Source organism: Bradyrhizobium sp. URHD0069 (assembly GCF_000701345.1).
In the GTDB taxonomy this organism is placed as follows: domain Bacteria; phylum Pseudomonadota; class Alphaproteobacteria; order Rhizobiales; family Xanthobacteraceae; genus Bradyrhizobium.
Genome location: NZ_JNIJ01000013.1, coordinates 61,692 through 84,023, shown reverse-complemented (window position 1 = coordinate 84,023; position 22,332 = coordinate 61,692). Strand labels below are relative to the sequence as shown.

Below are 22,332 nucleotides of genomic sequence, written 5' to 3'. Positions count from 1 at the left end.
TTAAAACATGACACAGCGTGCACGTTGCGACCGCTAATCTCATCGGAGCTTGGGGCGCTTATAATTTTAAGATGATACCCGTCGAGCCTGCCGTCAATAGACCAATTGAGGAGTATGCCACACCTTGGCACCGCGCGTGTTATCTCCAATCCGCGCAAGCCGCGAGCATTGGTCGGCACCAATCGTTTGGTGATGCAACGCAGCAAGCGATTTGTGCGGATGCACAATTCACCCAACAGCGAGTGCTAGTTTGATTCCATCGCGTATCGCGCTACACTCGCTGAAGAGGTCGCGACAGGTTTCGTTCGGCGAAGCCCCTTTCGTGAACTGCTTTGCCGTACCCGGCTCGATCGCGATTTTCGCACATGGGGCGCCGTTTCACCGGCGACCACGAGCAAGGGAGGCTGCGGCCATGGCCACACAATCTTCCGACAACGCTTCCGACAACGCCGTAAAACCACAACTGTTCGGCACCGCCACCCCCTTTGTCATCCGCAAAATCGGCCTATCCGACTTGAGCGACGCGCTGCGCCTCGGCTGGGAAGATTTCAAGGCGATACCAACTCACGCTATTGTCCTGTGCGTGATTTATCCCGTTCTCGGTCTTGTTCTGTTCAGATTGGTCCTTGGCTATTCCGTGCTGCCCCTGCTCTTTCCGTTGGCCGCCGGTTTTACGCTGATTGGTCCTTTTGCCGCGCTCGGTCTCTACGAGCTCAGCCGCCGCCGCGAGCGCGGCGAGGAAGCTGCTGCGTGGCATACAATGCATGTGCTACGCGCACCGTCTTTCGGCGCCATGCTCGGACTCGGCACGCTCCTGCTCGCTTTGTTCGTGACCTGGATCGCGGCCGCGGACGGCATCTACATTGCAACCTTCGGCCACGCTCCGGCTGCAAGCGTTCCCGATTTCGCAGCGCGCGTACTGAGGACGCCGGAAGGATGGTGGCTCATCATCGTCGGCTGCGGCGTCGGCTTCCTGTTCGCCGTGGTGGCCCTGTGCGTCAGCGTTGTGTCGTTTCCGCTAATGCTCGACCGGCATGCGACTGCGATAGATGCAATCCGGACGTCGCTGCGGGCCGTGGTGAAAAATCCATTTGCCATGGCCGTGTGGGGGCTGATTGTTGCGGTGCTCCTCGTGATCGGTTCGCTACCGTTCTTCCTCGGTCTGGCTGTCGTTTTGCCGGTGCTCGGTCATGCCACCTGGCATCTTTATCGGAAGGTAATAGAGCCCGATCCGAATCCTCCACAAGAACAACCACGCCTGCGGAAAGGACACCGCTATGCGGCAGACTTCCCGGCCTCTCTCTTCCCGTGGAGCCATGAGCGCTAGCCGTCACGGTGAAATGGGAACCCGGGATCGCGCTGCCGATTCGGGCAATCGCTGCATCTAGTGACGTGTTCGTAGTTGCGTGCTCGTGACCCCAAGCAATCGGCACCGCGCCCAATGGCTGTGGCCCGGATCTGTTCCGGTTCCAACTGATCTGGACGATTTGCCTAAAGCGCGCGTAGCGCTTTGATGCGCGCTGCGGCGTCTTTCAACCTACCTCAGGGCATGTGCGCCCGACTGTTCGCGGCTGCGCAGGGCGCTGCGCTCGCCCGATCGGTCGTTCTTTTTCCCGATTGGCCTAGTCGAGCCCTCGCTCATGGCTCAAGCGCACCATTTCCTCGATAAAGATCGCCTTCTGCTTGTCGTCGAGGCTTGCGAACAGTGGCTCGGCTGCATCGGCGACGTTGCGCTGATCGACTGCGCGGTCATTGAGAAACTGGGCTTCATTGCGCATCTGCTCGATAATGTCGTCCGGCGGGTCACGCTTGGCGCGCGCAATTCGTAAGTTGAGCCGGTCGGCACCGTTATGGCCGAGATAGTGCATCGCGCTGTTGAGGCCGGTCCAATGCTTTTCCTGCTCCGGCGTGAGGTTCAACTCCTTTTTTATGCGCTCGATGTTCGCATCGCTATTCGCGACAATCTGTTCGGCGGTCAGTTGCGGTACACCCGGTTGGGTCAGCACAGCCTGCTTGGTTGCCTTGGCGCCCTTGCCTGCTTTGGCGGCTTTCGCGGAACCAGATTGCTTCGTTCCGTTCGCCGCGGGCGGCGGTGCATTCTTCCCACCGACGCCCAGCACGCCGGTAAACACGCCGACGACACCGCCGATGGCGCCTCCCAACACGCCGCCGACCGGTCCGGCCGCCTTGTTGCCGGCTTGCGCTCCCTGCTGGACGCCTTGAACCAGACCTTGCGCCTCCACCGCCGAGGGTGCGTTGAAGAGCATGACGACAACTGCTCCAAGCACGAGGCGCAATTTAAACTGCGCACGCGCTGCCGGTGTCGGACTGATCATTAATTGGTCTCCATGGTCGATCTTGATATCTGGCCGAGTGCTTTTGGAGGGCGGCACGGCTTCTTGCCGGGGGCGGACATTATCGTTTTCGAGCCGAACGAGTCCACCTTCGCGCTGCGTCGTTCATGATCGAAAAAAAATCGCTGCAAGAGCCAGTTAGCCAAGCTGCAACCGGGCTGCGGCACAATTGCGCACCGTTCCATGGACACCCTGACACGACGTGTGCGGCGCAATAATTTTGCTGAAGGCGATGCAGGTTTGCACTGGAAGGACTTGCTGCGGCCAGTTGCGCGCAGAACGTTAGTTCTAAAACTGCCAACCTGATTTCTCGACAGAGGCCGGCAATTCTGCTCTGATCTCAACACCAAGTCTCCGCGCTACCGCGCCTGTCATTCGGCGCGACGTCAAAAACAAAACTTTGGCTCAGCAGAGAGGGAACCCCAATGTCACGGAGAAAGCTATCTCGACGACAATTTGTAGCTGCTACGGCTATGTCATCCGCGGCGCTGATGGCAGCGCCATATATTCGAACCGCCCATGCGGCCGGTAAACTCACGATGGGCTTCTGGGATCACTGGGTACCCGGCGCCAACAAGGCCTCTACCGACCTGGTCAACGAATGGGCCGAAAAGGAGAAGGTCGAAGTTTCAATTGACTACATCACAAGTCAGGGCAACAAAACCCAATTGACGATCGCCGCAGAAGGCCAGGCAAAGTCCGGTCATGACATCCTTGCGATGCCGACATGGTGGCCTCATGCACAGGCCGATCTGCTCGAGCCCGTGAACGACATCATGGAGCCGCTCATCAAGCAGAACGGCGAAGTGAATGGCACGGTGCAATACCTCGGCAAGGCCGGCGACAAGTGGCTGGGTGTTCCGGCCTGCATCGGCAGCCAGATCAAGGGCCCCTGCTCACGAATCGACCTGTTGAAGAAGCACGCCGGCATCGACATTCAGTCGATGTATCCGGCGGGCGCGCCGCCGCAAGCCGACGGTTGGACGACGGACACGTTCCTGAAGGCGGCCGAAGCTTGCCACAAGGGCGGCGTTGCCTTCGGCATCGGGCTCGGCGAGACAACTGACTCGGTCGATACTGCCGGCGCATTTTTCCAGGCGTTTGGCGCTCAGCTCGTCGACGCCAAAGGCAACCTCACGGTCAAGACCGACGCGGTAAGGCAGGCTCTCGAATTCTACAAGAAGCTCATCCCGTTCCTGCCGCCGGACGTTGGGGCTTGGGACGACGCCTCCAACAACAAGTGGCTGGTCTCCGGCCGTGGCGCATTGATCATGAATCCACCGAGCGCATGGGCTGTGGCCAAGCGCGATGCGCCGCAGGTCGCGGAGCAATGCTGGACGCATGGCTTCCCGGTGGGACCCAAAGGCCGATTTGCTCCCTTCCTTCCGTTCTTCTGGAGTATCTGGAGCTTCTCAAAGAACAAGGAAGCTGCCAAGAGCCTGCTGGTCCATCTATCGCAACCGGCTTCGATTGAGAAGCTTGTGGCAGCCAGCGGCGGCTACGACTTGCCGGCGTTCGAGAAGATGACGACCCTGAAGACCTGGGCCGAAGAAGGCCCGCCGAAGGGGACGCTCTTTCACTATCCAAATCCGTACAAGCATCAAATCTTGTCAATCGCCGCGTCGCCGGCGCCTCCGAAGGTTGCCCAACAGATCTACTCGCAGGCTATCCTGACGAAAATGTGCCAGCGATACCATCAGGGCGAAGCGATGGAGAAGACCCTGGCCTGGGCGGAAGGCGAGTGTGAAGGCTACATGCGGAGCTGATGCACTGGATTCCGCCGCAATGGCGCGCACCTGATTGCGTGTCGTTGCGGCGAGCATCCCCCGACGCTGTTAACAACAACTTCAAGGGGAGCCGGCGCGACGCCAATTTTTCGACCATCGATCTGGGAATTCCGCTGATCTGAATTCGCGAGGAAGATGAATCATGGCTGACGTGGCATTTCAGCAGAACAGGGCCGCCAGTGCTGGAAATGTACGCAAACGCTCCAGTTTACGATCTGCGCTCAAGCGAAAGTCCACGGCGGCGTTTCTGATGACGCTGCCACTGATCCTGTTGATCTCGCTCCTGGTGATCTATCCCGCGTTCTACTCGCTGCATCTGGCAACACTGAACAAATCGATGCAGCGCTTTGTCGGACTTGCAAATTTCCAATTTCTTTTCAAGCGCGAAACATTTTGGCTGGTCGTCGAGCAATCCTGCATTTTTGCGATCACGGCCGTGATCTTCAAAGCTCTGATCGGCTTCATCGTGGCCCATTTCGTCCACAACATTCCGGCCAAAGGCCAGCGCAAATGGCGCGGAATGCTTTTGGTGCCGTGGGTGATCCCGCCGGCAATGAGTACGCTGGCCTGGTTGTGGCTGTTCGATCCATCCTACAGTGCCTTCAACTATACCCTGTCTTTTTTTGGCATCGGGCCGATTCCGTGGACCGGCGACGCTGGCTGGGCCCGCTTTTCGGTGATCCTCGTCAATATCTGGTACGGCGCCCCATTCTTCATGATCATGTATCTGGCGTCGCTGAAGTCGGTGCCCGAGCAGCTCTATGAGGCCGCGGCCATCGACGGCGCCAATTGGTGGCAGCGCATCTGGTACGTAACGCTGCCGATGATGCGCAACATCATCGCGATCACGACGCTATTTTCGCTGATCGTGACGTTTGCGAATTTCGATATTGTCCGCGTGCTGACATCGGGCGGCCCACTGGATCGCACGCATATCTTCGCGACCTGGGCGTTTCGCGTTGGTATCGAAGGTGGCGACATCCCGCTCGGTGCGAGCGTTTCGCTGTTCATGTTCCCGATACTCGCAATCGCGGCGATCTTTATCCTGCGCGATATCAACAAACGCGGGAATGAATCCTGATGGCAAGCACGGCAGTGATTGACAAAGCCGCGCCGACCCGGCCGGTCAAATATGGCAGCATGAGCCGCGATCGCGCGTGGGCGTTGAGGTGGTCGTACTTCTTCCTGATGCTGTTTGCGATCTTTTCGCTGCTGCCGCCGATCTACATGCTGATCACCTCGCTGAAGAGCAGTGCCGAAATTTCGGCCGCGACCAATCCCTGGTGGGTACTCCATCCGACGCTGGAAAATTACATCGGATTGTTGACGTCGAACCAGTTCCTGACGTTCTTCCGCAACTCCGCGCTCGTCTCGATCTTCGTGGTGACGATTACGATGCTGATCAGCGTGCCCGCGGCGTTCGCTCTGGCGCGGATGCGGTTCTGGGGCTCGGCGACGCTCGCCACCGGGGTGTTTCTGACCTACCTGATTCCGGACACGCTATTGTTTCTGCCTCTCTTCAAGATGTTTGCGGCGGTTGGAGACCTGACCGGAATTCAGCTGATCAACAGATGGTATGTGCTGTTGATCGTTTATCCGACGCTTACCGTGCCGTTCTGCACCTGGATCATGATCGGCTACTTCGCCTCGATCCCGAAGGAGCTCGACGAGGCGGCCATCATCGACGGCGCGTCGTGGTTTCAGACGTTGACGCGCATCTTCATTCCGGTCGCGCTGCCAGGCCTGATCGCCGCAACCATCTTCGCCTTCACCGTCTCATGGGCGCAATTTCTTTATCCGATGGTATTTACGACCTCGACGGATCAGCTGGTGCTGCCGGTCGGCATCATCACCACCCTGATCAAGGGTGACGTCTTCAACTGGGGACAGATCATGACCGGCGCCCTGCTCGGCGCCGCACCGCCATTGATCATCTACGCATTCCTGATGGATTACTACATTGCCGGCCTGACCGCCGGTGCGACAAAGGGTTGAACTCATGGCTGACGTGACGTTGCGGAAGGTTATCAAGCGTTACGACGACGTCGAGGCAGTGCGCGGCATCGATCTCGACATCGCTGACCATGAGTTTGTCGTGCTGGTAGGACCGTCGGGCTGCGGAAAATCCACCACGCTGCGAATGATCGCGGGCCTGGAGGATATCACCGACGGCGACATCATGATTGGAGGCGACGTCGTCAATGACGTGCCGCCGAAGGACCGCGATATCGCGATGGTGTTCCAGAATTACGCGCTTTATCCGCATATGACGGTCGCGGAAAACATGTCGTTCGGGCTGCGTCTGAAACGCTATCCGAAAGCCGAGATCAAGACCCGGATCGACGAAGCCGCCCGCATGCTGGATATCGTCGAGCTTGTCGACCGCAAGCCGAAGCAGCTATCGGGCGGCCAGCGCCAGCGCGTCGCAATGGGCCGCGCCATCGTACGCAATCCCAAGGTTTTTCTGTTCGACGAACCGCTATCCAATCTCGACGCCAAGCTTCGGGTCCAGATGCGGATCGAAATCAAGAAAGTGCATCAGAAGGTCCGCACCACGACCGTCTACGTGACCCACGATCAGGTGGAAGCGATGACGCTTGCCGACAGGGTCGTGGTGATGAACCACGGCCGCATCGAGCAGATCGGAACGCCGAACGATCTCTATCACAATCCGGCCACGCGCTTTGTCGCAGGCTTCATCGGCTCGCCCGCAATGAATTTCGTGCCCTGCCGGCTCGAGGACGCCGCCGGCAAGCTGCACATCCGCTTGACCGACCGGCTCGCCTTTCCGCTGCCGCCCAATCGCGCGGCGAGATATCAAGGCGTCCCGCGAAACGAAAAATTGCTGCTCGGGATCAGGCCAGAACACATTACAGAAGCCAAAGCGCACCCGGAGCCGGGAATCGAAGCCTTCGAGGTGGTGCTGGACGTGACCGAACCGATGGGCATGGAGACGCTGATTTACTTCACGCTCGAAGGCGCGCAAATCTGCGGGCGGGTTAATCCCAACGCGGGCGCCCACGATGGCGGGCCGCTTCGATTGGCAGTGGACCTCAACAATATGCACCTGCTAAACGAGGTCACAGGCGTCGTCCTTTGACGGGCGCACAAGAAAAGGCCAAAGGGCTGGGCAAGGGACAGGGAATGGCGACCAACAAGAAGAAAATTTTCATTACTGAATCGATGTCGAACCAGGGACGGGCTTTATTGAGGGAGCGAGGCGACATCGAAATCGTCGAATTTCCCAACATGATTTCCGCCAGCGATTTCGAAGTGATGCTGAGGGAGCAGGCGCCGGTTCATGGCGTGGCGCTCGGCGCCACCCGTTTCGGCGAGCAGGAACTGGAAGCTTCCAAGGATATGAAGGTGGTGACCCGGATCGGCGTCGGCTACGACGCCGTCGATGTCCCGGCCCTCAGTCGCCGCAAGATCCCGCTGATGGTGGCGGGCACCGCCAATTCTCCGTCTGTCGCGGAACAGGCCCTGTTCATGATGCTGACGCTGGCCAAGCGCGCGGTGGAAATGCATTCTATCGTGAAGGACGGCAACTGGGGCTATCGTCTGGGAATGCTGCCCTACGACTTGTTCGGCAAGACGGTGCTCATCGTTGGCTTCGGCCGCATCGGCACGCGCACCGCCAAACGCTGCCTTGCGATGGAAATGAACGTTCTGGTCTTTGATCCCTATAAATCAGCCGCCGAGATCAAGGCGACGGGCTGTGAACCGGTTGCCGATCTCGATGCGGCGCTGCCGCGTGCCGATTTTGTCAGCATCCATTGCCCGAAGACGCCGGAGACGGTCGGGATGTTCAATGCGGCGCGATTGAAGCGCATGAAGCCGACGGCCTATCTTATCAACACCGCGCGCGGTGGGATCGTCGACGAGCGAGCGCTGTATGACGCGCTGGTGTCCGGCAAGCTCGCCGGCGCCGGCCTCGACGTTTTCGAACAGGAGCCGCCGCCCGCTGGCCACTCGCTGTTCGAGCTTCCCAATGTCATCATGGCGCCGCATGTGGCCGGCGTGACGCGCGAAGCGGTCGACCGGATGAGCGAGCAAACCGCGCGCAATATCCTTAGCGCGCTCGACGGCGATCCGATCCGTCAGAACGTCATCAATCAGGACGTCCTCGGCTGACCCGAGTGCCTTCCCTGGCTCGGTTGCGTCATCACCACGGGTATCATCATGGCCTTTAGGGAATATGGCAGCTATGACGGGGTCGGCCTTGCCGAGCTCGTGCGGAAAAAACAGGTCAGTGCCAAGGAATTGCTGGACGAGGCGATCGCCCGCACCGCCAGGATCGACCCGCAAATCAACGCGGTGGTCGTAAAGCATTACGAATATGCCGAGCGGCAGATCGAAAAGGGCCTTCCCGACGGCCCCTTCACCGGCGTGCCGTTTTTGTTGAAAGACCTGGATCTTCTTGAGGGCACACGCACAACTTCAGGCGCCAGTATCTACAAGGACAATGTCGCCGATCATACCGGCACCCTCGCCCAGCGGTTTCTCAACTCCGGGGTCGCGATCTTCGGAAAGAGCTCCAGTCCGGAATTCGGATTGATGCCGACCACCGAGTCTCGCCTGTTCGGTCCGACCCGAAATCCCTGGAATCTCGCGCATTCCTCCGGCGGTTCATCTGGTGGGGCCGGCGCGGCCGTTGCCGCGCGCATTCTGCCCGTCGCCCATGCCAGCGACGGTGGCGGTTCGATCCGCATCCCCGCCTCCGCATCCGGCGTGTTCGGATTGAAACCGACCCGCGCGCGCACTCCGCTCGGCCCCGATCGCGGCGAAGGCTGGGCCGGGTTTTCTTGCGGGCACGTGTTGAGCATCAGCGTGCGCGACAGTGCTGTCATGCTGGACGCGATCCACGGACCTGAGCCATCGAGCCCTTATGTGGCGCCCCCGCCGGAACGGCCTTTCGCCCGGGAGGTCGGACGTGATCCTGGCCGGCTGCGCGTCGCCTTTACCGGCAAGTCGCCCTATGGCGACGCCATTGATCCCGAAATCGCCGCAGCGACTCGGGAAGTCGCCGCCCTGCTGGCTGGGCTTGGTCATCACGTAGAGGAGCGCGCGCCTGTTTTGGCCGCCGATCCGGCTGTCGTGATGGCAACGATTGTGAGCGCCAACACCGCGCTCAACGTAAGGCTTGCCAAACGACGCTTTGGCCGCGCGATGACTGAGAACGATTTCGAGGCCTTGACGCTTGCGAGCGCCCACAACGCGCAAAAGGCAACCGGAACGGACTATGTGGCCGCCCAGCTCAGTGCATTCCAGATTTCGCGCGGGCCTGGCGGCGTTCTTCGAAACTTGCGATGTGTTCCTGTGCCCGACGCTTTGCTCGGCACCCCTGCGTATCGGCGAGCTCAACACGATGTCGAAGGATCTGTCCCATATCGCGCCGATCCTGCGGCGCTATATGCCGGCAACCTCCATGTTCAACATGTCCGGTCAACCCGCGATGTCGGTGCCGCTAGCCTGGAATGCCGCCGGCTTGCCGCTAGGCATGATGTTCGCCGCACGCTTCGGCGACGAGGCAACCTTGTTTCGGATGGCGGCCCAACTCGAGCAAGAGCGGCCATGGAGAGACAAATTGCCGCCGGTTTGCGCGTAAACTGACAAAACTCAGCCGTATTCGAGGACGAGGAATGGAACTCGGCTTCGGCGGCAGAATTGCTCCTCCCGCCCATCGTAACTACCGGAGGTTGACGTCTTGAATTCCAGCGACCCGACCGATAATGCGCTCGCAGCCATCGCCAGCATCCTCGATCACGAGCCGGAAAAGGTCCCGGTTGAGGAAAAGCCGATCGCGCCTGAGCTGATCGAGGCTGACGGTTACTCGAAAACCGGTCCTGGTCCGATGGCTGCGATCCGTTTCAAATGGACGGTGCGCCGCGCGGAAGACGGCGAATATTATGTGGACGAAACGATCGGCGAAAACTCGGCGCCTGTTGTCAGCGGGCCGATGACAAAGAATGCTGCAATCAGCCTGGTTGACGAGCGCGAGAGCGGGGCGCGGCGGCGATTTGAGCAGCTCAAAAGCGAAATGACCGGACGAGCCGCGGCGGCGAACCTCGTCCGCAAAGACAGCAGCGAACTATAGCCATTTGCGCCTCGAGTTCGCGTCCAAATTTCAGCACCCGAATGCGTTAAGCTTCCGGAAATTTGACCGCGCCGGCGGCCCGAACTTAAATTGCTGGCGAGCACGCATTGAACCCAAAGCCGCTGGTCCACGACTCATACCTTGAAAGTGATGTAGATCACGTATGATGAAAGTGATGTAGATCACGCAGCGGAAATCTGCCGAGGTTTACGCTCGAGTGGGACCTACTGAGGAAGTCGATGATGAAAAAGCTTCTTACTATCGGCGTGTTTGTGCTGGCGAGCACCGCCGCGCAAGCTCAGTACACCATCGAATACGGCGGGCGCACCATTCACATCGATCCGGATCGCGGGACGGTTTCGATACCAGGTGTCTACGACAACACCGGGCGCAAAGCAAAACGCCCGGACAGCGAGCGTCCGCGCAAACAGGCGCCTGAGCAGGCAAAGGCCGATCCGCGGCCCTCGGTCGCTGGTCCTCCCCCGACCGAACAGGCTCCTGCGCCCGCGAAAACTTCACCTGAGCCTTCTGCCGCTACCCCAAACGTTGCGCCTGCGGAAACCGCGACTTCAACACAGCCCCCGGCCAGCGCGCCCGCACCGCAAGTTCAGCAGCAAGCGGCGCCCGCTGCGAAACCCGCGCTGCCCCCGGTTGTCGCAACGGCTCCCGCAACCGCGCCGGCGCCGACGCCTCCTGCCTCGGCAGTTCAGTCGGTAAACAGCCCGCTCGGCGTATGGCTGACGGAAGAGAAGGAAGGCAAGATTCGGATCGAACAATGCGGCCCCAATCTGTGCGGATACTCCGTCGATGCGAAATCGAACCAGAACGGCGAACAGATTCTGATCAACATGAAGCCTGCCAAGGACTCCAAATGGAGCGGGCGAATTCACGACCCAAACACCGGCAGCACCTATGATTCGACGATCGCGTTGAAAGGGTCCGATACCCTGCGTGTTCAGGGCTGCGCCTTTGGCGGCATGTTCTGCGGCGGCCAGACCTGGAGCCGGGTGAACTAGCAAGCCAGCGAAAGCGATCCCTTCACAGGCCCCGCTGTCCAGCGGGGCCTTGTGCTTGCGCCTATCTCACTATCGTGCGGAGGCAATTACCCCATGTGCTTCTCGGCAACTCACTCTCATGGCCGGCGTGATTGCCATCACATTCTCCGGCGAGCCGGTGTGTGACGATGGTGGCGTCCAAAAGAGGAGGACGTCATGGGACACTTTCGCAAGGCAATTATCTCCACAGGCATCCTGTTGCTTCTGGCAATGCCGGTCGCCGCGCCTGCTGCGGCGGCAACGTTTGACGGCGAATGGAATGTCCAGATCGTCTCAACGAACACAGCGTGCGGCAGCGGAGCAACCGTCTCGATCGGGATCAACAATGGCCAGGTCGCCTCGACCAGCGGCCTGATGAAAGCCTCGGGCCGTGTCGCCGACGCCGGCAACATCAGCGTCACCCTGACCAGCGGAATGAAGCGCGCCAAAGGCTTCGGTCGCCTCACGGGCACCTCAGGATCGGGTACATGGCGCGGTGCGTTGTGCACGGGCACCTGGACAGCGCAGCGCATTTAAGCACGGGGGATGAAGCTGCCCGTCCGACACAGCTACTCTCCGACCTTCACGGCATATTCCGCGTCGGTGACATGCTCCATCCAGGTCACGTAATTTCCGTCCAGCGATTCCTGCATCGCGACGTGGGTCATGCCGTTGGCTGGAGAGGCGCCATGCCAATGCTTCTCCCCCGGCGGAATCCAGACCACGTCGCCCGGCCGGATCTCGCGCACCGGCCCGCCCTTGGTCTGAACCCGGCCAACACCCGAGATGACGTACAGCGTCTGGCCCAGCGGATGGGTGTGCCATGCAGTGCGCGCGCCGGGCTCAAAGGAGACCCGCGTCGAGACAATCCGCGCCGGAGCCTCGGTCGCAATGATCGGATCCTGCCAGACCGTACCGGTGAAATAATCATTTGGCGCGCGGCGGGTCGGCCGCGACCCGGCGAGATGGATGTCCATGGAGTCCTCCTTGTTGATCGGTAATCTTTCATGTGAAGAGGCGCTTTCGCGCCGTCTCGAACCATGAGGCCATCCTTCGAGACGCGGCGAAGACGCCGCTGCTCAGGATGAGGTTATTTCTTAGTAGCTGCGTAACGCGCTTTGGTCTCGGCATTCATCGGATAGAGACCCGGCAGTGCGGCGCCAGAGTTCACCTGCTCGACGATCCAGGCTTCCATCCGCTCCTGCTCCGCGCCTTCGGCCAGGATAAGGTCGACAAACGCTTTAGGAATCACTACGGCACCATCCTGATCGGCCACGATAATGTCCTCCGGAAACACTGCGACGCCGCCGCAGCCGACCGGTTCGCCCCAGCCGACGAATGTCAGCCCGGCGACCGAGGGCGGTGCCGCGTAGCCGTCACACCACACCGGCAATCCAGTTCCAAGCACGCCCTCGAGATCGCGGACGACGCCGTCGGTCACCAGCGCCGCGACCCCGCGCTTGGCCATGCGCGCGCACAGAATATCGCCGAAGATGCCGGCATCGGTGACGCCCATGGCGTCGACCACGGCGATGCAGCCTTCCGGCATGGCTTCGATCGCCGTCCGGGTCGAAATCGGCGACGACCAGGATTCCGGCGTCGCCAGATCCTCCCGCGCGGGCACGAAACGTAAGGTAAAGGCCGGCCCGACCAGCCGCGGTTGCCCCGGCCGCAGCGGACGCGAGCCTCGCATCCAGACGTTTCGCAGGCCCTTCTTGAGCAGAACAGTGGTGATGGTGGCAGTAGACACGCGGGAAAGGGTCGCGATCGCTTCGGGGGTCAGGGACATCGAAAAAGGAACTCCGGTTACGGATTGATCAGGCGGCGCATCTTGCGGGGCGCGAGCATCGCGTCAAGTGCGTCGCAATGCAGGGCTGAAGGGCCTGCATCACACCGTGCAATCACAACATCTTATCACGGGTATGCAGATTAATTTATTGAACTTGCAGGCCGATTTGCGCGAAGCCAATTCCACTTCGCCGGAAAACACGTTAGAGCTGATATCTCGCCGACGAGTTTAGAGGCCATGGCCGCGACACTCTCTTCGCCCCGTATTCTGCCCAGTGGCGACAGCGCCGTCACGGTGGAATTCAGTCGCAAAATCGATGATGCCGCAAACCAGCGGGTGCTGGCGCTCGATCGAACGCTGGCGCGCGAGCCGGTATCCGGCGTGACCGAGACGGTGCCAACCTATCGATCGCTGCTGGTGCACTATGATCCCGAGCAGATCGACTTCGACGCGCTGAGCGAAAAGCTTGTCTCACTGGCGCAACGGCCGGTTCCGCCTGTCACGAAGACGCGGCGCTGGCGCATTCCGGTTGTGTATGGTGGCGAGCACGGCATCGATCTGGAGGATGTCGCCAAGACGCTGAACACCACGCCTGACGACATCGTGGCGCGGCATGTCGCCGGCGACTATCGCGTGGCGATGATCGGCTTTACGCCGGGATGGTCCTATCTCAGCGGCCTCGAGAAATCGCTGCACATGCCGCGACGACAAAGTCCGCGGCTGTTGACGCCGGCCGGCACGATCTCGATTGGCGGCGTGCAGACCGGCGTGCAATGTCTGGCCGGTCCGAGCGGCTGGCATCTCTTGGGCCGGACAGCGGTGAGAACCTACCAATTGCACCGCGATCCGATCTTCCTGCTGGAACCCGGTGACGCCGTGACGTTTTCGGCTGTCGATGCCAAGATCTTCGCCGAGCAGGATCGCGCCGCGGAAGCTGGCGAGATCGTCGCCGATCTGATCGCCCCATGAGCAAGCTTGTTGTTTCCACAATTGGACCTGCGAGTTCCGTACAGGACGGAGGTAGGCATGGCGCCCAGCGCTACGGCCTGACGCCAAGCGGGGCGATGGATCGGCTCGCGCTTGCAGCTGCGAATTGCCTGGTTGGAAACGAATTATTCGCGGCTGCAATCGAAATCGGCCCATTCGGCGCCGCGTTCACGGCGCGCGAAGGTGCGGTTCGCGTCGGGCTCGCGGGAGCACCGCGCAGCGCCGAAATTTCGGGACGCGCCATGGCAACCGATACGTCGATGATACTCGTGGACGGCGAGACCCTGAGGCTGGGCTTTGCGCGCGGCGGTTCGTTCAGTTACCTCGCGATCGAAGGCGCGATCGAAGGCGAGCCGATGTTCGGAAGCCTGGCGGTGAATGCCCGCGCCGGCCTCGGCAGCCCATATCCGCGTCCGCTGCAGGCGGGCGACGAATTGCACGCCAAAGCCGGCAGCGGCGCGGCCGAGCGCCGGATCGATCTTCCGCCGCCAGCCGACGGGCCGATCCGCCTGGTGATGGGGCCGCAGGACGACGAATTCGGGGGCGAGGCCACAAAACTGTTTCTGGACAGCGAGTGGAAGATATCGCCAACCAGCGACCGCATGGGTTACCGGCTCGAAGGCCCCGTGATAAAACATCTGCACGGTCACAACATCGTCTCCGACGGCACGGTGAACGGCAGCATCCAGGTGTCCGGCAATGGCGCGCCCATCGTGCTGATGTCGGACCGCGGCACCAGCGGCGGCTATCCCAAGATCGCCACCGTGATTTCAGCCGATCTCGGGCGGTTCGCGCAGATTCCGGCCGGCCGTGCTTTCCGTTTCAAGGCCGTCAGCATGGCCGAGGCGCAGGCAGAGGTGCGAAAGTTCGCGGCATTGCTGCGCACCCTGCCCGACCGCCTGCGTCCGATCGAGAATTTCGATCTCAACATAGAGGCGCTGCAAGATGCTAATGTCGCCGGCGCCGCGGTCAGCGCCGTCGACGCCAGAACCTGGCAAATTCCGTCTGCGGATGCGCTGGCGAAAGACTAACTGAAGATCCACTCACGCAAGGGGACACGGACATGACAACGATCGATCTCAATTGCGATCTCGGCGAAGGATTTGGCGCATGGCAGATGGGCAACGACGCCGCCATGATCGAGCTTGCCACATCGGTCAACATCGCCTGCGGCTTCCATGCCGGCGATGCCGACATCATGCGCAAGACCGTGGAGCTCGCGAAGGCGCGCGGCGTCAGCATCGGCGCGCATCCCGGCTACCGCGATCTGCACGGTTTCGGCCGCCGGCCGTTTCCCGGTATGAAAGCCGCGGAAATCGAAAACCTGGTCGCCTACCAGATCGGCGCCTTGCAGGCGATCGCGACCGCGGCCGGTCACAAGGTCACCCATGTCAAGGCGCATGGTGCGTTATCGAACGTCGCCTGCGAGGACGACACGACCGCCCGCGCGATTGCCTCCGCCATCAAGGCCGTCGATCCCAATCTGATTTTTGTGGTGCTCGCCAATTCGCCCCTGGTGCAGGCCGGCGAAGCCGCCAATCTGCCGATGGTGCATGAGGTGTTCGCCGACCGCGCCTATGAAGACGATGGCTCGCTGGTGTCGCGCCGCAAACCCGGCGCGGTGCTGCATGCCCCGGCGGAGATCGCAGAACGCGTGGTGCGGATGGTGCAGGACGGCGCAGTGGTCTCGGTCACCGGCAAGGTCATCAAGATGCGCACCGACACCGTCTGCATTCACGGCGACACGCCCGGCGCCGTTGATATCGCGCGCGGCGTGAGACAGGCGTTGAAAGATGCTGGCGTCGAAGTGGCGCCGTTCAAGAAAGCGGCTTAGAGCGCAAATCAGGGTGGGTGAAGCGCGCCACCCGCCGGTGGCCCTTGCAAGCGCGATGGGCACGGCGCAAACACGCCTTTGCCCGCCCTATGATTTCCACAACTTCAGAACGGATGGACCGAGAGCGTGCCGAAAACGATGGCGGCGATCAGCGCAAACGCGGCGTAGAGCGCGGCCATATGAATGCCTGTTCCGGTTCGTGCCGAAAGGGACCGCGCGTAAACGTGCAGGCGGGCTTCCGCCGGTAACTCGCGCATGATCGATCTCCAACGTCTCATCACGGAACAATGGAATACTGTTCGCGGCGGGATGCAAGACAGCGCGAAAAATAGCGATATAAATTCCTCGCAGGACTCCGGTCGAAGTTAAAAATTCTATGCGATGAATTCCGACGAGAATTGTATTCGTGAGTATTTAAAGCGGATTGGAGGCGGAGACACCGGCGTCGACGAAAGCCTGAATCGAGGCCGCGTCGCTTTGATCGACAAACATCGCGATCGGCCGGCGCAGCGCGCGGCTGACCTGGAGCATTTGTTCAAGAACGTCGCGGCTGGGATTTTCCAGATCGATCAGGATGGCGTCGGGATCGAGCGCATAGATCCGCGCCAGCAAACTCTGCATTTCGCTGATGTGGACGACGCCAGCAAAGCTAGCTTCCCGCAGCCCCTCCTCGAGGATCGCGGCACGGATCGGGCTTTCGTCGACAATGATGATTTTAGGAGACGACTCGGCGCCCATCGATCATTCGGATTGCCCTAAAATACTCATAACACGGCGCAGACCCGCTCAAAGCTTGTAATTATGGACAATTGGGACTAGCTCCTGCACATCAATCGGACAGATCAAAACATGCAACAGGCCGCCGCGCCCAAAGTCAGCTTTGTTTCGCTGGGATGCCCCAAGGCGCTGGTGGATTCCGAGCGCATCATCACGCGGCTGCGCGCGGAGGGCTATGAGCTGGCGCGCAAGCACGATGGTGCCGACATCGTCATCGTCAACACCTGCGGGTTTCTCGACAGCGCCAAGCAGGAGTCGCTCGGCGCCATCGGCCAGGCCATGGCCGAGAACGGCAAGGTGATCGTCACCGGCTGCATGGGCGCTGAGCCTGAGCAGATCGAGGCCGCCTATCCCGGCGTGCTGTCGATCACCGGGCCGCAGCAATATGAAAGCGTACTCGATGCCGTGCATCGCGCGCTGCCGCCGGTGCATAATCCGCATCTCGATCTGGTGCCGCCGCAGGGCATCAAGCTGACGCCGCGGCATTACGCTTACCTGAAGATTTCCGAGGGCTGCAACAACCGCTGCAGCTTCTGCATCATCCCAAAGCTGCGCGGCGATCTGGTGTCGCGTCCGGCCAACGACGTGCTGCGTGAGGCCGAAAAGCTCGTCAGCGCCGGCGTGAAAGAACTGCTGGTGATTTCGCAGGACACCTCAGCCTATGGCGTCGACGTGAAATACGCCGCAAGCCCGTGGAAGGATCGCGAGGTCCGCGCGAAATTCTTCGATTTGGCCAGAGAGCTCGGCGAATTCGGCGCCTGGGTTCGGCTGCAATACGTCTATCCCTACCCGCATGTCAATGAAGTCATCGGGCTTATGACGCAAGGCAAGATTTTGCCTTACCTCGATATTCCGTTCCAGCACGCGAGCCCGGAAATCCTGAAACAGATGAAGCGTCCGGCGGCCCAGGAAAAGACCTTGGCGCGGATCAAGAAATGGCGTGAGGAATGCCCGGAACTCACCTTGCGTTCCACCTTCGTCGTCGGTTTCCCCGGGGAAACCGATTCCGATTTCGCCTATCTGCTAGACTGGCTCGAGGAAGCCGAGATCGATCGCGTCGGTTGCTTCAAGTATGAACCGGTCGCCGGGGCTTCCTCGAATGCGCTCGGCAATGCCGTGTCCGAGGACGTCAAACAAGAGCGCTGGAATGCGCTGATGGCGCGGCAGCAAAAGATTTCCGCCCGCCGATTGAAGCGCAAGGTCGGCACCCGGCAGCAGGTCATCATCGACGAGGTCGGTCCGACCGTTTCAAAAGGCCGCTCGAAGGCCGATGCGCCTGATATCGATGGCGCGGTCTACCTCTCAAGCCGCCGTCCGCTCCGCATCGGCGAGATCGTCACCGCGAAGATCGAACGATCAGACCAATACGACCTGCACGGCACCGTCGCCGGCTTCTGACGCGCTTGACATCGCCCTCGCTTCGGCTGTATGGCCCTCGCCCCATGATCCTGAACCGAACCACCCGCCGCGCCACTTTCCGTCGTCGCTCTGTCGACGATGATGGGTCGCGCCGTGTCCGACGACAACGCTGAACAGATAGATCAGCAACGTTTTCGAGAAGGCCGCACCCGCAAGTGCGGCCTTCTTGCGTTTCGGCCAGCCTTTCATCCAGCCCAGATCATCCAACCCAAAGGAGTTTTGACATGATCAACGCCACCTATCCGTTTGACGCGCTGATGGACATCACAGCACGGCCGCCGGTGGTATTCGTGCGCGGTAAAGGCTCGTTCTTGTGGGACGACGATGGCAAGCGCTACCTCGATTTCGTCCAGGGTTGGGCGGTCAATTGCCTCGGCCACTCGCCGCCGGTCGTCGCCGAAGCGCTCGCCGCACAGGCAAAGCTGCTGCTGACGCCAAGCCCTGCCTTTTACAATGCGCCCAGCCTTAAGCTGGCGAAGGCTTTGGTCGATCACAGTTGCTTCGATCGGGTGTTCTTCACCAACTCGGGCGCGGAAGCCAACGAGGGCGCCATCAAGCTCGCCCGCAAATACGGCGCGCTGCACCGGAGTGGCGCGCATGAAATCATCACATTCGAAGGCGGCTTTCATGGTCGGACGCTGGCGACCATGTCGGCATCCGGCAAGAAGGCCTTCGAGCCCTTGTTCGAGCCCAAGGTGTCAGGCTTTCCCAAGGCACGGCTAAACGACCTCGCGTCCGTGAAGGGGCTGATCAATGACAAAACCATCGCCGTGATGCTGGAGCCGATTCAGGGCGAAGCCGGCGTTTGGCCTGCGACCGACCATTTTCTGCGCGAACTGCGGACGCTCACCAGAGAGCACGGCTTGTTGCTGATCCTCGATGAGATCCAGACCGGCATGGGCCGTACCGGAAAACTTTTCCACTACCAGCATGCCGGGATCGAGCCCGATATCATGACGCTCGGCAAGGGCATCGGAGGAGGCGTACCGTTGGCCGCAATGCTGGCGACCGAAGCGGCGTGTTGCTTCGAACACGGCGACCAAGGCGGAACGTTCAACGGCAATCCGCTGATGTGCGCGGCCGGGCTGGCGGTTCTGCAGCAAGTAGCTGATCCGGATTTTCTGAAGTCGGCCGTTGATAGCGGGCTGTATCTGGAGAGCGAACTGCAGCGGATGTCCGCGCGGCATGGTCTCGGCGAGGTGCGCGGCAGGGGTTTGCTGGTAGCACTCGACTTAAGACACCCAATCGCCGCGCCGATCGTCGCGCAAGCATTTGATGACGGCATATTGCTCAACGCGCCGCAACCGGACGCGCTGCGCTTCATGCCCGCGCTCAATGTCACGCGGGAGCAAATCGCGGGCATGATCGATGCTCTCGATGCAGTGCTGACGAGGATCGGCGCTGCACGGCGCGTCGCGTAGCGGATTGAGACCGTCATTCCTAGCCAACGGGTCGCGCGAATGGGTCCGATGACAGGCTCCGCGAAGCCATCCAGAGGTGGCAGCCGGATTGCTTCGTCGCTTCGCTCCGCGCAATGACGAAATCACGGCCCAATGGCTTTAGTTCACAACGGAGCCGCTTAGAAGCCTTCTCACGGCTTCAGGATCGACGCGCCGGTGGTGACCCGGCTCTCCAGGTCTATATGTGCTTTGGCCGCGTCCTTCAGCGCATAGGCGTGGTTGATCGGCACGTGCAGTTTGCCGTTGATGACAGCCGCAAACAACGTGTCGGCGCCCTCCAGCAATTCCGAGCGCCTGCCGACGTAGTCGTTGAGTTTTGGCCGCGTCGCAAACAGCGAACCATGATTGTTGAGTTCGGCAATCGAGAATGGCGGCACCGGACCGGACGCACTACCGAAACTCACGAACAAACCGCGCGGCTTCAAGCAAGACAGCGAGCCCGGAAACGTCGTTTTGCCGACGCCGTCGTAGACCACGTCGCAAAGCTCGTTGCGGCTGATCTGCTTGACGCGGGCGACGAAATCCTCCTCGTTATAGAGGATGACGTGATCGCAGCCGTTGGCGAGCGCGAGGTCGGCCTTGGCTTTGGAGCCGACAGTGCCGATGACATGCGCTCCCATCGCCTTCGCCCACTGGCACGCGAGCAAGCCGATGCCGCCGGCTGCAGCATGGATCAGCACCCGATGGTGCGGTTCGACCTTGAATGTCTTGTGCAGCAGGTACCAGACCGTCAGCCCTTTGAGCATCAGCACCGCGCCCTGCTCATAGGTGATGTGGTCGGGCAGCTTGACCAGTTTTTCCGCAGGGATATTCCGCTCGCTGGCGTAGCCGCCGAGGTTGAAATAATAGGCGACGCGATCACCGATGTGAAAGTTCGTCACGCCGGGTCCGACCGCGAGAACCTCGCCCGCGGCTTCGTTGCCGGCGATGAACGGCAGCCCCGGCGCCTTGTAGAGACCCGTGCGATAGTACACATCGATGAAGTTGAGACCGACGGCATGCTGGCGGATGCGAACCTCGCCGGCGCCGGGCGCAGGAACGTCCACCTCTTCATAAACCAGGGCTTCCGGCCCCCCTACTTTGTGCACGCGCACGGCCTTCGTCATATCAGGTTCTCCATTGGCATTGCCTTGAGATCAAGCGAAAGCCATCAAGGCCGCGTTGTCAACTCAATGACCGCGCGCATCCGCGATGCAGAACGCGTATTCCGCAAAAGTGGGTACCGGTCTTGGAATAGAGTATACGCAACTCTAACGAACGGGTTTTTTGCGGTTGCGTTTGGCCAGCACATTGAAAGCCTCAACCGCCGCCGAGAAGGCAATGGCAAAGTAGATATAGCCGCGCGGGATATGAAATTTGAATCCGTCCGCGACCAGCGCGACGCCGATCAGCACCAGAAACGCCAGCGCCAGCATCTTGGTGGTCGGATGGTCCGCCACGAATCTCGCGACGGGGCCGGAAGACACATACATGACGACGCAGGCGATGACGACGGCTGCGATCATGATTTCGATATCCTGGGCCATGCCGATGGCGGTGATAATCGAATCCAGCGAGAACACCATATCGATGATAATGATCTGGACAATCACCCAGAAGAAGGCGCTGGCGCTTGGCGCGTCGTCGTCCTCGCCGTCACGTGCTTCCACTTCGCCGTGAATTTCGTGGGTCGCCTTGGCGATCAGAAACAGCCCGCCACCAATCAGAATGATGTCGCGCCAGGAAAAGTCCAGACCCTTCACGGTGACGACGGCTTGGGTCAATCCGATCAACCACACCAGGAGACTGAGCAGCAGGATGCGAAATACCAACGCCAGCGCCAGGCCGATTTGCCGCGCTTGCTTCGCCTGCCGCGGAGGAACACGCGATACAATGACTGACAGAAAAATAACATTGTCGATGCCGAGCACGATTTCCAGCGCTGTCAGCGTCAATAATGCGGCCCAGGCTTCCGGGCTGGTCAACAAGTCGATCATGCGCGAAGCGACCTCACGAACCGGATCGCCGCGTCGCTTCCGATGATATAGACGGCGATCGCACACAACCCGATCGTTATGGGCGCGTCCACATTGAAATCGAATGCCAGCGTGATCACCGCAAGCACCGCCCAAATGGCGAGCAACGACAAGGTTAGATTACGCAGGCGCACCACTCGTACCGGATGAACGACGCGGAATGGAACAAATGTCAGCACAAGCAGGATAGCGACCGCGAGGCTTGAAATTGCCGGCGGCAAATGCAGCAGGAACAGATAAAACGCTGCAGCATTCCACAGCGCTGGAAACCCGCGAAAATGATTGTCGTCGGCCTTCATGCGGCGGTCTGCAAAATAGAGCGCGCCGGTAACGACAATGCCCGCGCCCAAAAGCGGCGCCGCCACCGGCAGCAGCAAACCGCTTGCGGTGATCGCATAGGCCGGAACAAAGACGTAAGTCACGAAATCGACCACGAGGTCGAGCACGTCGCCGGACCAGTTCGGTTGCAGGCGCGCGACATCCAGCCGCCGCGCAATCGGGCCATCGAGCGCGTCCATTACCAGCGCCGCTCCGAGCCAGCCAAACATCGCAGCCCAGTGCTCGCGCACGGCCTCAAGCAGCGCGATCAGGGCGATGCCCGCCCCCAGCGCCGTGAAGATATGCACGGAAAATGCGGCGGCGCGGGTTGCCGGCGATGTTAGCAACGAATCTTTTTGGTTTGCCTGGTTCATTTGCCCGGCAGTGCTATCAGGAATTGCCTCGATTTGCACATCCGCGATTGCGACGTTCCGCCGCGTAACCAGGTCAGGCAATTGATG

Annotated in this window: 23 protein-coding genes and 2 pseudogenes; 16 read left to right on the top strand and 9 right to left on the bottom strand. The window is 60.6% G+C overall.

The features are described from left to right. The first annotated feature begins 412 nt into the window (after positions 1-412). Positions 413-1,327: a DUF2189 domain-containing protein gene (locus tag N554_RS0108040; RefSeq protein ID WP_029583000.1), complete on the top strand. Its 915-nt coding sequence runs from the start codon at positions 413-415 to the stop codon at positions 1,325-1,327. A 295-nt stretch (positions 1,328-1,622) separates the two neighbouring features. Here the strand turns inward: N554_RS0108040 and N554_RS0108035 are convergent, their stop codons facing one another. Then, the gene (locus N554_RS0108035; RefSeq protein ID WP_029582999.1) at positions 1,623-2,336 is read right to left on the bottom strand and encodes a Spy/CpxP family protein refolding chaperone; all 714 of its coding nucleotides are present in this window, start codon (positions 2,334-2,336) and stop codon (positions 1,623-1,625) included. Between the two features lie 443 nt (positions 2,337-2,779). On the opposite strand from N554_RS0108035, the gene N554_RS0108025 reads away from it, so the two are divergent. From N554_RS0108025 to N554_RS0107980, 10 genes and pseudogenes are all read left to right on the top strand, one after another. Next, positions 2,780-4,120 (top strand): ABC transporter substrate-binding protein, encoded by a 1,341-nt coding sequence (locus N554_RS0108025; protein ID WP_029582997.1) that lies wholly within the window; start codon positions 2,780-2,782, stop codon positions 4,118-4,120. A gap of 163 nt (positions 4,121-4,283) precedes the next feature. Then, positions 4,284-5,222 carry a carbohydrate ABC transporter permease gene (locus N554_RS0108015; protein ID WP_029582996.1) on the top strand — a complete coding sequence of 313 codons (939 nt, stop codon included), beginning with the start codon at positions 4,284-4,286 and terminating at the stop codon, positions 5,220-5,222. Further along, entirely contained in the window at positions 5,222-6,136 is a 915-nt protein-coding gene (locus N554_RS0108010) for a carbohydrate ABC transporter permease (RefSeq protein WP_029582995.1), read from the top strand. Before N554_RS0108015 ends, N554_RS0108010 begins: the two co-directional genes overlap by 1 nt. Positions 6,137-6,140: 4 nt before the next feature. Beyond that, positions 6,141-7,241 carry an ABC transporter ATP-binding protein gene (locus N554_RS0108005; protein ID WP_029582994.1) on the top strand — a complete coding sequence of 367 codons (1,101 nt, stop codon included), beginning with the start codon at positions 6,141-6,143 and terminating at the stop codon, positions 7,239-7,241. Between the two features lie 44 nt (positions 7,242-7,285). Beyond that, positions 7,286-8,275: a hydroxyacid dehydrogenase gene (locus tag N554_RS0108000; RefSeq protein WP_029582993.1), complete on the top strand. Its 990-nt coding sequence runs from the start codon at positions 7,286-7,288 to the stop codon at positions 8,273-8,275. A gap of 48 nt (positions 8,276-8,323) precedes the next feature. Next, a pseudogene (locus N554_RS35565) lies at positions 8,324-9,226 on the top strand (amidase); the annotation flags it as partial. Between the two features lie 157 nt (positions 9,227-9,383). Continuing rightward, positions 9,384-9,749 (top strand): amidase family protein, encoded by a 366-nt coding sequence (locus N554_RS42655; protein ID WP_256378726.1) that lies wholly within the window; start codon positions 9,384-9,386, stop codon positions 9,747-9,749. Between the two features lie 99 nt (positions 9,750-9,848). After that, on the top strand, positions 9,849-10,238 hold the full coding sequence (locus N554_RS0107990; protein WP_029582992.1) for a hypothetical protein: 390 nt from the start codon (positions 9,849-9,851) through the stop codon (positions 10,236-10,238). A gap of 242 nt (positions 10,239-10,480) precedes the next feature. After that, entirely contained in the window at positions 10,481-11,254 is a 774-nt protein-coding gene (locus tag N554_RS0107985) for a DUF2147 domain-containing protein (RefSeq protein WP_029582991.1), read from the top strand. 195 nt (positions 11,255-11,449) lie between these two features. Next, complete coding sequence (locus N554_RS0107980) at positions 11,450-11,809, top strand: hypothetical protein (protein WP_029582990.1); 360 nt, start codon at positions 11,450-11,452, stop codon at positions 11,807-11,809. A gap of 32 nt (positions 11,810-11,841) precedes the next feature. On the opposite strand, the gene N554_RS0107975 is transcribed toward N554_RS0107980, so the two are convergent. Together N554_RS0107975 and N554_RS0107970 are read right to left on the bottom strand one after the other, a co-directional pair. Beyond that, on the bottom strand, positions 11,842-12,249 hold the full coding sequence (locus N554_RS0107975) for a (R)-mandelonitrile lyase (protein ID WP_029582989.1): 408 nt from the start codon (positions 12,247-12,249) through the stop codon (positions 11,842-11,844). Positions 12,250-12,362: 113 nt separating this feature from the next. Continuing rightward, positions 12,363-13,061: a ribonuclease activity regulator RraA gene (locus tag N554_RS0107970; protein ID WP_029582988.1), complete on the bottom strand. Its 699-nt coding sequence runs from the start codon at positions 13,059-13,061 to the stop codon at positions 12,363-12,365. A 237-nt stretch (positions 13,062-13,298) separates the two neighbouring features. Here N554_RS0107970 and pxpB point away from each other — a divergent pair, with 237 nt between their 5' ends. Genes pxpB through N554_RS0107955 form a run of 3 tightly spaced genes read left to right on the top strand, consistent with a single transcriptional unit; the run spans position 13,299 to position 15,882 of the window. Then, the gene (gene pxpB / locus N554_RS0107965) at positions 13,299-14,030 is read left to right on the top strand and encodes a 5-oxoprolinase subunit PxpB (protein ID WP_029582987.1); all 732 of its coding nucleotides are present in this window, start codon (positions 13,299-13,301) and stop codon (positions 14,028-14,030) included. Continuing rightward, a complete protein-coding gene (locus N554_RS0107960; RefSeq protein WP_029582986.1) occupies positions 14,027-15,079 on the top strand; it encodes a 5-oxoprolinase subunit C family protein in 1,053 nt (350 codons plus the stop codon). The genes pxpB and N554_RS0107960 overlap by 4 nt, the downstream gene beginning before the upstream one ends. A 32-nt stretch (positions 15,080-15,111) precedes the next feature. Beyond that, on the top strand, positions 15,112-15,882 hold the full coding sequence (locus N554_RS0107955) for a LamB/YcsF family protein (protein ID WP_029582985.1): 771 nt from the start codon (positions 15,112-15,114) through the stop codon (positions 15,880-15,882). A gap of 104 nt (positions 15,883-15,986) precedes the next feature. Here N554_RS0107955 and N554_RS39725 read toward each other — a convergent pair whose 3' ends face one another. Then, a complete protein-coding gene (locus tag N554_RS39725; protein ID WP_197033480.1) occupies positions 15,987-16,139 on the bottom strand; it encodes a hypothetical protein in 153 nt (50 codons plus the stop codon). A gap of 172 nt (positions 16,140-16,311) precedes the next feature. Continuing rightward, positions 16,312-16,620, bottom strand: a pseudogene (locus N554_RS0107945) (response regulator); the annotation flags it as partial. Between the two features lie 111 nt (positions 16,621-16,731). Between N554_RS0107945 and rimO the strand changes: the two are divergent. Beyond that, complete coding sequence (gene rimO / locus N554_RS0107940; protein ID WP_029582983.1) at positions 16,732-18,057, top strand: 30S ribosomal protein S12 methylthiotransferase RimO; 1,326 nt, start codon at positions 16,732-16,734, stop codon at positions 18,055-18,057. On the opposite strand, the gene N554_RS0107935 is transcribed toward rimO, so the two are convergent. Then, on the bottom strand, positions 18,016-18,267 hold the full coding sequence (locus tag N554_RS0107935; RefSeq protein ID WP_156041845.1) for a hypothetical protein: 252 nt from the start codon (positions 18,265-18,267) through the stop codon (positions 18,016-18,018). The two genes, rimO and N554_RS0107935, sit on opposite strands and share 42 nt — an antisense overlap. A gap of 35 nt (positions 18,268-18,302) precedes the next feature. On the opposite strand from N554_RS0107935, the gene N554_RS0107930 reads away from it, so the two are divergent. Further along, positions 18,303-19,499: an acetylornithine transaminase gene (locus tag N554_RS0107930; protein WP_029582981.1), complete on the top strand. Its 1,197-nt coding sequence runs from the start codon at positions 18,303-18,305 to the stop codon at positions 19,497-19,499. 170 nt (positions 19,500-19,669) lie between these two features. On the opposite strand, the gene N554_RS0107925 is transcribed toward N554_RS0107930, so the two are convergent. The 3 genes from N554_RS0107925 to pcsA form a co-directional block, all read right to left on the bottom strand. After that, on the bottom strand, positions 19,670-20,644 hold the full coding sequence (locus N554_RS0107925; RefSeq protein WP_029582980.1) for a quinone oxidoreductase family protein: 975 nt from the start codon (positions 20,642-20,644) through the stop codon (positions 19,670-19,672). Positions 20,645-20,788: 144 nt separating this feature from the next. Further along, positions 20,789-21,514 carry a TerC family protein gene (locus N554_RS0107920; protein WP_029582979.1) on the bottom strand — a complete coding sequence of 242 codons (726 nt, stop codon included), beginning with the start codon at positions 21,512-21,514 and terminating at the stop codon, positions 20,789-20,791. After that, on the bottom strand, positions 21,511-22,245 hold the full coding sequence (gene pcsA / locus N554_RS0107915) for a phosphatidylcholine synthase (RefSeq protein WP_029582978.1): 735 nt from the start codon (positions 22,243-22,245) through the stop codon (positions 21,511-21,513). The genes N554_RS0107920 and pcsA overlap by 4 nt, the downstream gene beginning before the upstream one ends. Positions 22,246-22,332 lie beyond the last annotated feature (87 nt).